Annotated in this window: 8 protein-coding genes; 2 read left to right on the plus strand and 6 right to left on the minus strand. The window is 76.2% G+C overall.

Going from position 1 to position 12,882, the window contains the following annotated elements; all coding sequences use genetic code 11:
* Window positions 1–6 precede the first annotated feature (6 nt).
* The 5 genes from ACF053_RS20495 to ACF053_RS20515 form a co-directional block, all read right to left on the minus strand.
* Window positions 7–492, minus strand: coding sequence for a Pycsar system effector family protein (locus ACF053_RS20495; protein WP_391955205.1), 486 nt, complete (start codon window positions 490–492; stop codon window positions 7–9).
* Window positions 489–2,108 (minus strand): hypothetical protein, encoded by a 1,620-nt coding sequence (locus ACF053_RS20500; RefSeq protein ID WP_391955206.1) that lies wholly within the window; start codon window positions 2,106–2,108, stop codon window positions 489–491. Before ACF053_RS20500 ends, ACF053_RS20495 begins: the two co-directional genes overlap by 4 nt.
* Window positions 2,105–4,477, minus strand: coding sequence for an nSTAND3 domain-containing NTPase (locus ACF053_RS20505; RefSeq protein ID WP_391955207.1), 2,373 nt, complete (start codon window positions 4,475–4,477; stop codon window positions 2,105–2,107). The genes ACF053_RS20500 and ACF053_RS20505 overlap by 4 nt, the downstream gene beginning before the upstream one ends.
* Window positions 4,474–5,379, minus strand: a complete 906-nt coding sequence (locus ACF053_RS20510; protein ID WP_391955208.1) for a hypothetical protein — start codon at window positions 5,377–5,379, stop codon at window positions 4,474–4,476. The genes ACF053_RS20505 and ACF053_RS20510 overlap by 4 nt, the downstream gene beginning before the upstream one ends.
* A gap of 339 nt (window positions 5,380–5,718) precedes the next feature.
* Window positions 5,719–6,447: a Crp/Fnr family transcriptional regulator gene (locus ACF053_RS20515; RefSeq protein WP_391955209.1), complete on the minus strand. Its 729-nt coding sequence runs from the start codon at window positions 6,445–6,447 to the stop codon at window positions 5,719–5,721.
* Window positions 6,448–6,954: 507 nt separating this feature from the next.
* Between ACF053_RS20515 and ACF053_RS20520 the strand changes: the two genes are divergently transcribed.
* Window positions 6,955–8,619: a 3' terminal RNA ribose 2'-O-methyltransferase Hen1 gene (locus ACF053_RS20520; RefSeq protein WP_391955210.1), complete on the plus strand. Its 1,665-nt coding sequence runs from the start codon at window positions 6,955–6,957 to the stop codon at window positions 8,617–8,619.
* Entirely contained in the window at window positions 8,616–11,201 is a 2,586-nt protein-coding gene (locus ACF053_RS20525; RefSeq protein WP_391955211.1) for a polynucleotide kinase-phosphatase, read from the plus strand. Before ACF053_RS20520 ends, ACF053_RS20525 begins: the two co-directional genes overlap by 4 nt.
* A 619-nt stretch (window positions 11,202–11,820) precedes the next feature.
* Here the strand turns inward: ACF053_RS20525 and ACF053_RS20530 are convergent.
* The gene (locus ACF053_RS20530; protein WP_391955212.1) at window positions 11,821–12,744 is read right to left on the minus strand and encodes an LLM class F420-dependent oxidoreductase; all 924 of its coding nucleotides are present in this window, start codon (window positions 12,742–12,744) and stop codon (window positions 11,821–11,823) included.
* Window positions 12,745–12,882: the final 138 nt, after the last annotated feature.

A 12,882-nucleotide genomic window follows, 5' to 3' on the forward strand; every position in this document is an offset into this window, starting at 1 on the left:
TCTCTCTCACCACAGTTCACTCAGGAGGGCCAGTGCCGCGCCGAGCGCGAGGCAGAGCGTGCCCGTGCGCAACCAGCGGTACTTGGCGGCCAGGACCTGTCCGTGCACGCTCGCCTGGTCCAGGAGCCAGGAGGTCGTGTCGGCGCCCGCCTCGGCGAGCCGGTCGAAGAGCACACCGGCGGGGGCGCCGGAGGCCAGGTCGCGCAGGAGCGTGCGGTCCGCTCCGACGCGGGTGCGGGGCAGGACCACCGCGACGAGCATCAGCATCCCGGCGCCCCACAGGACGGCCCCGAGGGCGAGGAGGGCCACGCCGGCGCCGGCGGTGGCCGGTGCGGCGGGGTCGCGGGTGAACACCACGGCCAGGAAGGCCAGGGCGCCGGAGAGGAGGATCGCCGCCTTGGTGTCGGCGCGGCCGATGTCCTCGCGGACGGTGGTGAGCATGCGCTCCGCCATGAGCCGGATCTCGTCCGGGGGCGCGGGGGTGCCGCTCACGCGTCGTCCCAGTCGTCGAAGTCGGCGCTGGGCCGGGCGGATCCGCCGCCTCCGTGGGGGGCGTCGCGGCGGTCCCGGTCGGCGTGGCGGGGGCCGTACCGGTCGTCGTCGTGGCGGTCGGAGCCGTAGCGGTCACCGCCGTACCGGTCGCCGGCGTACGGGTCACCGGCGTACGGGTCACCGGCGTACGGGGCGTCGCCGTACCGGTCGCCGTCGTGCCGGTCGCGGTCCTCGCCGAACCGGTCGCGGTCCCCGGGCCGGTCCCGCCCGCGCTCGCGGGCGGACTGCACGCGGGTCGGCTCGTGGACGTGGTGCGGTGCGTGCGTGAGGTTCGGGTCGCGGTCGCGCTCCCGGTCGTCCGGGGCCCGGTCGGTGTCGTCCCCGTACCGCTCGCCGTCCCGGCCGCGGTACCCGTCACCACCGCCGTCGCGGTCCCGGTCGCGGTACCGGTCGTCGTCGCGGTCCAGGTCGCCGCGCGGGTCCCTGCCGTCGCCGTGCCGGCCGCGGTCGGCGTCCCGGTCCCCGTACCCGTTCCGGTCGCCGTACCCGTCGCGGTCGCCGTACCCGTCGCGGTCGCCGGCGGCGCCCCGGCCTCGGTCGGCGGGGTCCTCCTCCCACGGCGGGCGGGCCGTGTCGCCCCGGGAGGCGCCCTCGGTGAGGGCCCGGGGCGCCTCGTGCGGCAGGTCGAGGACCCGGTCGGCGACGCCGCCCAGGACGCCCCCGCTGCTGCTGCGCAGGTGCTCCAGGACCTGGTAGGTCATCTGGTCCAGGTCGTGGCGCTCGATGACGCCCGTGTCGATGAGCCGGTGGAGCACGGCGAGGAAGTCCGCTTTGCCCTCGCGCTCCTCCGCGCGCAGCTGCCGGCGGATCTCCCACTGCTTGTCGGGGTTGCGTGCCATGTGGTGGGCGATCTGGGTGAACTCGCCCTGGCGGAGCATGTTCTCCAGCTCCCGGGTCCGGTCGGCGAGCAGCTGCCGTTCGTACGCCTCCTTGCGCCGCTCGCGCTCGGCCACCCGCCGGTCGACGCCCATGCCGACGAGGGTCCGGTCCGCCTCGGCGAGCTGGCCCTTGACGGCGCTGTCGAGGTCGAAGAAGACATGGACACGGGTGCGCAACCCCAGGTCGCGGCCCAACTGCAGGCGGCCGGCCGCCAGTTCGTCCCGGACGGCCTCGTCGGCGCGCTGCGCCTCGGTGAGGCCGAAGCGGCGGGAGACGGCGCGCAGCCCGTCCAGCAGGTCGTCGCGGAGCAGGTCGGCGACGTCCCACACCTGCCGCGTGACGACCAGGTGCGGGTCGTCGACCTCCCACTGCACGCTCGCCTTCGCCCGGAAGGACACGCCGTCGCCCGCGGCGGGCAGTTCGAGGTCGAAGTCGGTGACGTTGCGGCCGAGCACCACCTCGAAGACGGTGTAGGGGCCGCCGAAGAGGGGGACGCCGTGGTCCTCCTTGCGGTCCGGCCACATCACGCGGTGGCCGCCGTTGCGGTACAGCAGGACGGCCGCGATCGTGCCGGTCTCGCGCCGGTAGGGCGGCGGGCACTCGCGCCGCAGCGGTCCGCGCCGGCGCGCCCCGGGCTGGTCGTCGTCGGCCCGGCGGGCCGAGGGTCCGGGATTCATCGCCGGCCTCCTTCCGCCACGGCGTCCCACATGCGGCCCGCCGCGGCCTTGTCCAAGGACTTGTCCCGGTCGCGTACGAGTCCCGTGAGGAGGCCGCGCAACCGGTCGCGGTCCCGGGAGGTGGCGGCGAGCCGCGGCAGGAAGCCGCAGACGTCGCGCAGTGTCTCGGGGTCCCGGGCGGCGCGGCGCAGCAGCGCGGCGAGCCCGTCGAGGGCGGGTTCCCCGGAGCGGGGGGTGCCCAGGGCCTCCCGGACCAGGGCCGCCAGCGGGGCCGCGAGGTCGGGGCGGGTGGCGAGCAGCGCGAGGAGCAGCGGCCGCGAGCCGTACGTTTCGAGCGCGGGCACCTCGGTGAGGCCCCAGAGGTGCGTGGTGCGCATGGTGAGGGCGCCGATGGCGGAGAGCAGCACGAGGTCGGCGAGGGGGCGGCGGCCGTCGTCCAGCCAGCGGCCGAGCCGGTCGACGACGGTGTCGGGCCCGCTCGACGCGAGGAGCCGCATGACGCTGAACGAGGCGGTGCCGAGGACGTCGGGGTCCGCCCCGTCGTCGGCCCGGACCACCGCGCCGAGGGCGTCGAGGGAGGAGCGGACGGAGCCGGCGGGCAGGACGTAGCCGTGGGCCAGGACGGCGCTGTCGACGAGCGCCGCGTCCCCGCTGCGCGCCCACTCCCGGAGGACGGCGGCCACGGCCGGCTGGACGCGCGGGTCGCGGGCCGCCTCGGCGAGCGCGGTGGCGGCGGCCATGCGCGGGACGCGGCCGTCGAGGGCGGCCAGCGGGCGGACCAGCTCGCCGAAGCCGTACACCCAGTCCCAGGAGCACAGCACGCCTGCGGCGATCGAGGCGCGGACCCACACCTCGGGGCGCGGGTCGTCGCACAGGCCGCGCAGCCAGCGGGAGACGGGGCCGCGGACGTTGTGGTGGCCGTGCCACACCTCGCGCAGGACGGCGGTGGCGAGGGCGTCGCCCTGGAAGCGGATGACGCGGGCGGGCACGCGTGCCGCGCCGAGGTCGAGTTCGCCGTCCTCGACGACGGAACGGGCGACGGCGGGCCGGTTGTCGGCGTGGGTGCCGAAGAGGCGGCGGCCGACGGGGTGCTCGGGGTCGAGGGTGACGGCGAGTTCCCAGGTGAGCAGTTCGGCGGCCTCGGCGGTGAGGCTGTAGGCGGAGCCGTTGAAGACGGCGACGGCGATGCGGAACGCCGCGGCGTTCAGCGCGGGCAGCGCCTCGGGGAGGCGGCCCGGCCGGTCGGCGCGGGCGAACCAGACCCGCGCCTGCGCGCGGACGAAGGCACCGCAGTCCTCGACGAGCTGCTCGTGGGTGAGTTCGCCCTTCTGGTGGCGGGCGAGGTGGTCGGCGAGGCGGGCGGCCTCGCGGGGGCGCAGCTCGTCCAGGCCGAGGGCGCCCACGACGTCCTCGTGGGCGGCGAGGGCGCACGCCGCGTCGAGCGCGCCTTGGGGTTCGCCGCGCAGCAGGATGCGCAGGTGGCGGTGGAGGACCTCGGCGGGCGACGGGGGCGGGCAGGTGACGCCGTACCGGCCCTGGAGGAGCCGGTCGGCGAGGTCGCCGCTCTCGACGAGGACGATGCCGTACGAGGTCCTGGCGCGCAGTTGGCCGCTGAAGCGGTCGAGGTGGAGTTCGGTGAGCCGGCGCCGCGCGGGGTGGCGGCCGTGCGGGCCGTCGGGCCCGTCGGGTTCGGGGGCGGCGCTGTCCTCGGGCGGGAGCTCCAGCAGGTAGCCGTGGGCTGCGTGCAGGGCGTCGTCGCCGATGGTGTGGACGGCGGTGGCCGGGTCGAGGCGGGTGACCTGGTCCTCGGTGAGTTCGGAGAGCAGGGCGAGCGCGGTGGCGGTGCGTCCGCTGCCGGGCTCCCCGGCGAGGACGATCAGCCCGTTGGCGCGCAGGGTCTGCTTCATCCGCTGGTAGCCGGTGGTCTCGCAGTAGACGGCGGCGAGGTGGGCGAGGGTCTCCCGGGGGACGGCGCCCTGGACGGCGGGCGGCCCGGAGTCGACCCAGAACTGGTTGATGAAGGTGTTGTCCTCGAAGACCTGGCCGTCGCCGCGGATGTCGTAGCGGCGTTCGGCACGGCCGTGTTCGAAGGTGGTGCGGGCGGCGTGGGCGGTGCCGGCACCCCCGGTGCCGCCGGACGCGCCGAGCGGGTTGCGGCCCGCGTGGTCGAACGGGTTCGGCGGGGGCGGTTCGGGGGCGGGGGCGGCGTCCGCGCCGTCCCGGCCGGCACCGTCGCGGCCGGCACCGTCGCGGTCCCTGCCCGGGTCCCTGCCCGGGTCGCGGGCGTGGTCGCCCGCCGGTGGCCGGCCGTCCCGCTGGTCCTGCTGGTCCCGCTCGTCCTGCTGCGGGGCGTCGTCGAGGTCGCTCATGCGCCGTCTCCCGTGCCACGGTCCTTGCGGATGCCGGTGAAGCCGCCGTGGATGGTGTTGTGTTCGAAGACCTGGAGGTCGCCGCCGGCCCGGTAGGTGCGTCCGGGCCGCGTCGCGGCGGTCCGGGGCGGTGGGCCGTCCCCCCTGTGCGGCCCACCGCCGGTCCTCGGGGCGCCGCCTGCGGCTCCGCCCTCGCCTCCCTCGCCGTCCCGGCCCGCCGCGGCCGGGCCCTCCGCGGCGGCGCCCGTACCCGTGCCGGGCGGGCCGCCCTCGCCGGGGTGGCCGTCGCCGGGGGCACCGCCGGTGTCGGGGGGCGGCAGGGGCGGTGCGGCACGGCGGGGTATGTGGAACCAGGCGGTCTCGTCGGTCTCCTTGGAGCGGACGCGGGCCGGCCGGTAGTGGCCGGGCTCGACGTACCGCCCGCCCTCGCACACCACGTTGACGTACAGCCAGTCCGACACGACGACGAGCAGGTCCGCGTCCTCGGCGCGGACCATCACGTCCTTCGCGGCCGGGCTGTCGGCCAGCCGGCAGGTCAGGTCGACGGCGCGGCCGACGAGCCCCCGGCCGTCGTCGAGCACGGGCCCGGCGTTCATGCCGACGCGGACGCGCAGCCGCCGCTCGCGGTCGGCGTTGTGCTCGCGCAGGCTCTCGTACAGCGTGTCGATCCACCGGCCGACCATCAGCGTCGGCGGCACGTCGGGCGGCACCGCGCAGAGGATGCCGTCGCCGCGGTCCTCCTGGTGGACGGCGCCGGGCGCGACGCCGACGGCGTCGTACGCCTCGGCGAACGCCCGGTACAGGGCGCCGCGCATGCGCTCCTTCGCGGCCATGCCCAGCGTGGCGGACGCGCAGGCGTCGCCGAAGACGACCAGTCTGTGGATGGCTCCCGCACTGCTCACTCGGACTCCCTGGTGCCGTGATGTGCCGTGGTGCTGGAAACGTCGTGCTCGTGGGGGTGGCGCACCGGTCCGTACCGGTCGGCGCGCCGGGTGCCCGGGTGGCCACCGCGGCCGGGTGCCGCCGCGACCGCTCGTCGCGGTACCGGCGCGGCGGCTCCGGGCCGTCGTGGTGGTGCGGGCCTTCGTGGGTGGTGCGAACCTTCGTGGGGTGGTGTCGCGCGGTGGTGCCGCACGGTCGTGTCGGGCGGTGTCGCGCGGTCGTGTCGCGGTGGTCTTCGTGGTGGTGTTCGTGGTGACAGGGCCAGCCTGGTCGCCCGCCGGCGCGGGCGATGTAGCCGTTTACACACCCGGCGGGAATTTCTCCGCGGGTCCCGGGGCCGGGCGCGGGCCGCGCCCCTGCGCGAGGTGGAGGAGGACGGTCATGTCGGTGACGACGACCTGGCGCTGCCCCGTCCGCACGACCTTCTCCTCGCGGAGCTGCCGCAGGGCCTTGGCGACCGCCTCGCGGGTCGCGCCGATGGCGGCGGCCAGGTCGTGCTGGGGCAGGGGTATCTCCAGGACGGTGCCGTCCGGACCGGGGCGGCCGGCCCGTTCGGCGAGCTCGACGAGCCGGGCCGCCAGGCGTTGGAGGACGGTTTCGGAAGCGAGGGAACGGCGCTCGACGTCGGCGCTGCGCAGCCGGGCGCTGAGCTGCCGCATGATCAGTGAGGTGGCGTGCGGGCGGGCGGCGAGGAAGCGGCGGAACCGGTCGCCGGATACGGACACGGCCTCGACCCTGCCGAGCGCCGTGACCGTGGCGCTGCGCGGGCCCCGGTCGACGGCGGCGAGGTCACCGACGACCTCGCCCGCGCCGCGCAGGGCGAGGATGAGGCGCGTACCGCGTTCGGTGCCGACGGAGACGACGGCCCAACCGGAGAGCAGGGCGAGGACGTAGGCGGACGTGTCCCGTTCCCGGATCATGACCGCGCCGGGTTCGTAGACGCGGGGGACCCCCTCGGCGAGGAGGGCGCGGCGGTCCTGGAGGGAGAGGGCTTCGAGGAAGGAGCGGTCCTGGCCGAAAAGACTCACGCCGCACCCCTCCCCGCTCTTCGCGCACCCGCCCGGACGGACGGCCGCGCGTCGGCCGGACCGCATCGGAAGACCGCGCGCCGTCCCAAGTGACCTTGTTGGCAACACTGTTGACGTTACGTCACTCCTCTGGGGTGTGATGAACGCTATGGGCTCGTCACAAGCCCGTCAACAGGCGGCGAAGCACACAGGGCGCATCGCGCCACGAACCCGCGCTCCGTGCGCTCCGCATATGCGCTCTGCACTCTCCTCGCGCGCCCCCGTGCGCCCCCCACCCGGCCCGTTTCCGACCCCTCGACCGCCCCCTTCCGGCCGGGCCACCCCGCCCTCCCGACCGGGACCGGACGTCCGGATCCCGCATGGGCCCCGCCCGGTCCCGCGTGGGCCCCGCCCCCGCCCGACCCCGCTGCGGACCCCGCCGAGGGCCGTTCCCGCTGCTCGGCCTCCTCGGGCGTCCCGCCGCAAAACCGCTGGAGGGAGGGGGGTCCGGACGGGATACTCGGACGGGTGTTCCTGACGATCAGCACGACCGGCCTCCCCGGACGACCCGCGACCGACCTCGGCTTCCTGCTGCACAAGCATCCGGACAAGGCGCAGGCGTTCTCGACCTCCCACGGCACGGCCCACGTCCTCTACCCCGAGGCGTCGGAGGAGCGCTGCACGGCCGCGCTCCTGCTGGAGGTGGATCCGGTCGCCCTGGTGCGCCGCGCCAAGGGCGGCAGGGGCGGCCGGGACCGCAGCCCGGACACGGCACTCGCCCAGTACGTCAACGACCGCCCGTACGCCGCGTCGTCCCTGCTCGCCGTCGCCCTGGGCAACGTGTTCTCCAGCGCCCTCAGGGGACGGTGCGACGCCCGCCCGGAGCTGGCCGGGGCGGCGCTGCCGCTGCGCGTCGAGGTCGCGGCGCTGCCCGCGCGGGGCGGCGCCGAGCTGGTACGGCGCCTCTTCGCACCCCTCGGGTGGGCGGTCACGGCCGACCCCGTGCCCCTGGACGAGCGGTTCCCCGAGTGGGGCGACTCGCGGTACGTGCGGCTCGTCCTGGAGGGCGAGCAGCGGCTGTCGGACGCGCTGCGCCACCTCTACGTGCTGCTGCCGGTGCTCGACGACGCCAAGCACTACTGGGTGTCCCCCGACGAGGTCGACAAGCTGCTGCGGGTCGGCGAAGGATGGCTGCCCGACCACCCTGAGCAGAAGCTGATCACCTCCCGCTACCTGGCGCACCGCCACGCCCTGGCCCGCGAGGCGACGGAACGCCTCGAACTGGCCCGGCTCGCCGCGGCGGACGACAGCGAGGCGGAGGACCTGGACAACGCCGTCGACGAGGGCACCGACACCGAGGAGCGGCCCGTGCCGCTGGCGGTGCTGCGCCGCGCGGCGATCACGGCGGCGCTGCGGGGAGCGGGCGCCTGCCGGGTGCTCGACCTGGGGTGCGGCCAGGGCCAGCTGGTCAAGGAGCTGCTCGACGACCCGCGCGTCACGGAGGTCGTCGGCGTCGACGTCTCCGCACGGGCGCTCGGCCTCGCCGCCCGCCGGCTGCGCCTGGACCGCATGGGAGAGCGCCAGGCGGCGCGCGTACGGCTGCTGCAGGGTTCGCTCGCGTACACGGACGAGCGGCTGCGGGGGTACGACGCGGCGGTGCTCAGCGAGGTGGTCGAGCACGTGGACCCGCCGCGGCTGCCCGCGCTGGAGTACGCCGTGTTCGGCGACGCCCGGCCCGCCACGGTCGTCGTGACGACGCCGAACGCCGAGTACAACGTCCGCTGGGAGTCGCTGCCCGCCGGGCACCTGCGCCACGGGGATCACCGGTTCGAGTGGACCCGCGCGGAGTTCCGCGCCTGGGCCGGCGACGTCGCCGAGCGCCACGGGTACGCCGTGGCCTTCGAGCCCGTCGGGCCGGACGATCCGGAGGTGGGCGCGCCGACGCAGATGGCGGTGTTCACCGCACGGCCCGCCGAACCCGCCGCAGGGGCCGGTCGGGAGGCGGGGGACGCCGCGCCGGACGCGGATCCCGTGGGCGCCACCCCGGCCGTGCCGGACGTGCACGCCGCGCGCGACGTGCCGGACGTGCCGGACAGCGGGGACCCGCAGGACCCGCAGGACCCGCAGGACCCGCAGGAAACCGAGGACGTGAAGGACACGAGCGTGACGCAGAAGGAGGGGCAGGCCGCATGAGCACCACCGACGCCACCGGCACCGCCGCCCCGGAACCCACCGGGCCCGCCGGCGCGACGGGCCGCGTGCTGCCCGTCACCGACCTGTCCCTCGTCGTGCTCGTGGGCGCCACCGGCTCCGGCAAGTCGACCTTCGCGCGCCGGCACTTCAAGCCCACCGAGGTGATCTCCTCCGACTTCTGCCGCGGTCTGGTCGCGGACGACGAGAACGACCAGAGCGCCTCGGGCGACGCGTTCGACGTGCTGCACTACATCGCCGGGAAGCGGCTCGCCGCCGGCCGGCTCACCGTCGTCGACGCGACGAACGTGCAGCCCGAGGCGCGCCGCCAGTTGGTGCGGCTGGCCCGCGCGCACGACGTGCTCCCGGTCGCGATCGTGCTGGACGTGCCGGAGGAGGTGTGCGCCGCGCGCAACGCGGGCCGTGCCGACCGGGCCGACATGCCCCGGCACGTCGTCCGGCGGCACTGCCGCGAACTGCGGCGCTCCCTGCGCGGCCTGGAGCGCGAGGGCTTCCGCAAGGTGCACGTCCTGCGCGGCACGGAGGAGGTCGACGCCGCCGAGGTGGTGCTGGAGCGGCGGTACAACGACCTGCGCCACCTCACCGGCCCCTTCGACGTCATCGGCGACGTGCACGGGTGCAGCGCCGAACTGGAGGCGCTGCTCGTCCGGCTCGGCTACGTCGACGGCCACCACCCCGAGGGGCGCACCGCCGTCTTCGTCGGCGACCTCGTCGACCGGGGACCCGACAGCCCGGGCGTGCTGCGCCGCGTCATGGGGATGGTCGGGGCCGGGGACGCGCTGTGCGTGCCCGGCAACCACGAGAACAAGCTCGGCCGCTGGCTGGCCGGCCGCTCGGTCCGCACGACGCACGGCCTGGCCGAGACGATCGAGCAGCTGGAACGGGAGGACGACGCCTTCCGGGAGCGGGTGCGCGACTTCATCGACGGGCTCGTCAGCCACTACGTCCTGGACGGGGGCCGGCTGGTGGTCTGCCACGCCGGCCTGCCGGAGAAGTACCACGGCCGCACCTCGGGCCGGGTCCGCGCGCACGCCCTGTACGGCGACACGACCGGCGAGACGGACGAGTACGGGCTGCCCGTGCGCTACCCGTGGGCGGAGGAGTACCGGGGCCGCGCCACCGTGGTGTACGGCCACACTCCCGTCCCGAACACCACATGGATCAACAACACCATCTGCCTGGACACCGGTGCGGTGTTCGGCGGCCGGCTGACCGCGCTGCGCTGGCCGGAGCGCGAACTCGTCGACGTACCTGCCGAGAAGGTCTGGTACGAGCCGGCCAAGCCGCTCGCCGCCGACGCGCCGGGCGGGCACGAGGGCCGGCCGCTGGACCTCGGCGACGTGCGGGGGCGGCGGGTCGTGGAGACCCGGCACGCCGGCAACGTCGCCGTCCGGGAGGAGAACGCGGCGGCCGCCCTGGAGGTCATGAGCCGCTTCGCCGTCGACCCCCGGCTCCTGCCGTACCTGCCGCCGACGATGGCGCCGACCGCGACGTCGGCCCTCGACGGGTACCTGGAGCACCCCGCGGAGGCGTTCGCCGGGTACGCGGCCGACGGGGTGGCCCGGGTGGTGTGCGAGGAGAAGCACATGGGGTCGCGGGCCGTGGCCCTGGTCTGCCGTGACGCGGAGGCGGCACGGGAACGCTTCGGTTCCGGGGCGGCGACCGGCTCCCTGTACACCCGCACGGGGCGGCCCTTCTTCGCCGACGGGGCGACGACCGAGGCGGTGCTCGACCGGGTGCGCGCCGCGGTGTCCCGCGCCGGTCTGTGGGAGGAACTGGACACGGACTGGCTCCTCCTGGACGCCGAGCTGATGCCGTGGTCGCTGAAGGCGGGCGGCTTGCTGCGGTCGCAGTACGCGGCGGTCGGCGCGGCCTCCGGGGCGGCGCTGCCCGGCGCGGTCACCGCGCTGGAGGCGGCCGCCGCGCGCGGCGTCGACGTGGCCGGGCTGCTGGAGCGGCAGCGTGCGCGGGCCGTGGACGCGGCCGCCTTCACGGCGGCCTACCGCCGCTACTGCTGGCCGACCGACGGGCTGGAGGGCGTGCGGCTCGCGCCGTTCCAGGTTCTCGCCGCGCGGGGCCGCAGCCTGGCCGGGCTGCCGCACGACGAACAGCTGGCCCTGGTGGACCGCCTGGTGGAGGCGGACACGACGGGGCTGCTGCGCACGACGCGCCGACTGCTGGTCGACACCGGCGACGAGGCGTCGGTGCGGGCCGGTGTCGACTGGTGGCTGGAGCTGACGGAGCAGGGCGGCGAGGGCATGGTCGTCAAACCGCTGGAGGCCCTCGCCCGGGACGTCCGGGGCCGGCTGGTGCAGCCGGGCGTCAAGTGCCGCGGGCGCGAGTACCTCAGGATCGTCTACGGCCCCGAGTACACCCGCCCGGAGAACCTCCGGCGCCTGCGCTCCCGCTCCCTCGGCCACAAGCGCTCGCTCGCCCTGCGCGAGTACGCGCTCGGCCTGGAGGCGCTGGACCGCCTGGCGGCGGACGAGCCGCTGTGGCGCGTCCACGAGGCGGTCTTCGCGGTCCTGGCCCTGGAGTCCGAACCGGTCGACCCCCGTCTGTGACCCACCGGGCCCACTGCCACCGGCACCGGGCCCGGCCGGGCCTCCCGACCACCCGACGGCAGGCCCGGCCGCCCCGACCACCCGACGGCGGGCCCGGCGGGCCTCCCGACCACCCGACGGGGGCCCGGAGGACCCCCGACCCCACCCGATGGCGGGCCGGGCGGACCTCCCCGGCCACCCCGGCCGCGGGCCCGGCAGTCACCCGGTGGCAGACCCGGCCGGCCTCCCCGGCCACCGCGGCGGCGGGCCCCGACGGCCGCATGGGCCCGGCAGGTCACCCGCCGGCGGGGGCCCCACGCCCGGGGACCGGTGGGACCGGCTCCGAGGGGGAGAGACGGACGTCCCGCCCTGCCCGGGCGGGTGACCTCCCGGCGGCCGGGCCCCCGGCGGGTCGGGCCCCCGACGGCCGCATGGGCCCGGCGGCCTACCCGACGGCGAGCGGGGCCCCAGGGCCCGCTGACCGACGGGACCAGTTCCGGGGAAGACGGGCGTCCCGCCCTGCCCGGGAGGGCGGGCCCCCGGCGGGCGGGGCCCCGGCGGGCGGGGCCCCGGCGGGCGGGGCCCCAGCGGGTCGGGGAGAGCACCCGACCCGCCCCCGGGCCGTCAGTCCGGTGAGACCTCAGCCCAGTTGGGACTGGACCTGTGCGGAGATCAGCTCCAGGTGGTCCAGGTCGTGCAGGTCCAGCACCTGGAGGTACACGCGGGAGGCGCCCAGGGCGGCGTACCGGCCGATCTTGTCGACGACCTCGGCGGGGGAGCCCGCGAGGCCGTTGGCCTTCAGCTCGTCGACCTCGCGGCCGATCTTCGCCGCGCGGCGGGCCACCTCGGCGTCGTCCTTCCCGACGCACACCACCAGGGCGTTGGAGTACACCAGGTCGTCGGGGCGGCGGCCGGCTTCCTCCGCCGCCGCGCGGACCCGCGCGAACTGCCGCTCCGTGTCGGCGAGGGAGGCGAACGGGACGTTGAACTCGTCCGCGTACCGCGCGGCCAGCCGCGGGGTGCGCTTCGCGCCGAGACCGCCGACGAGGACCGGGACCTTCTTCTGGGTGGGCTTGGGCAGCGCGGGCGAGTCGGTCAGCCGGTAGTACTTCCCCTCGTAGCTGTAGGTCTTGCCGAGCTGCGTCTCCCACAGGCCGGTGACGATGTCGAGCTGCTCCTCCAGGCGGCCGAACTTCTCCTTGGGGAACGGAATGCCGTACGCCTTGTGCTCCTTCTCGAACCAGGCGGCACCCAGGCCCAGTTCGACGCGGCCGCCCGACATCTGGTCGACCTGCGCGACCTGGATGGCGAGGACCCCCGGCAGCCGGAACGTCGCGGCGGTCATCAGCGTGCCGAGCCGGATGCGCCGGGTCTCGCGGGCGAGGCCGGCCAGGGTGATCCAGGCGTCCGTGGGGCCCGGCAGCCCGGTGACGGAGCCCATGTGGAGGTAGTGGTCGGAGCGGAAGAAGGCGTCGAAACCGAGGTCCTCGGTGGCCTTGGCGACGGTCAGCAGGGTGGCGTAGTCGGCGCCCTGCTGCGGTTCGGTGAAGATACGCACGTCCATTCGTCCATCCTGCACCGTCGAACACCGTCAACCACGATGTGCGTGCCGTGCCCGCTCCGCCGGGGCGCGGTCGCCGACCGCCCGGCCCTGGCACCGGCGGCAGCCGCCGACGCGTCGCCGTCGTATCGCCCTCCCTCG

The organism is Streptomyces kanasensis (assembly GCF_043077165.1).
In the GTDB taxonomy this organism is placed as follows: domain Bacteria; phylum Actinomycetota; class Actinomycetes; order Streptomycetales; family Streptomycetaceae; genus Streptomyces; species Streptomyces changanensis.

What these genes read in the sequence shown, in the direction of transcription:
- ACF053_RS20505 (WP_391955207.1), bottom strand. Translation starts at nt 4,477, where the DNA reads ATGAGCGACCTCGACGACGCCCCGCAGCAGGACGAGCGGGACCAGCAG.
- ACF053_RS20525 (WP_391955211.1), top strand. Translation starts at nt 8,616, where the DNA reads ATGAGCACCACCGACGCCACCGGCACCGCCGCCCCGGAACCCACCGGG.
- ACF053_RS20530 (WP_391955212.1), bottom strand. Translation starts at nt 12,744, where the DNA reads ATGGACGTGCGTATCTTCACCGAACCGCAGCAGGGCGCCGACTACGCC.
- ACF053_RS20500 (WP_391955206.1), bottom strand. Translation starts at nt 2,108, where the DNA reads ATGAATCCCGGACCCTCGGCCCGCCGGGCCGACGACGACCAGCCCGGG.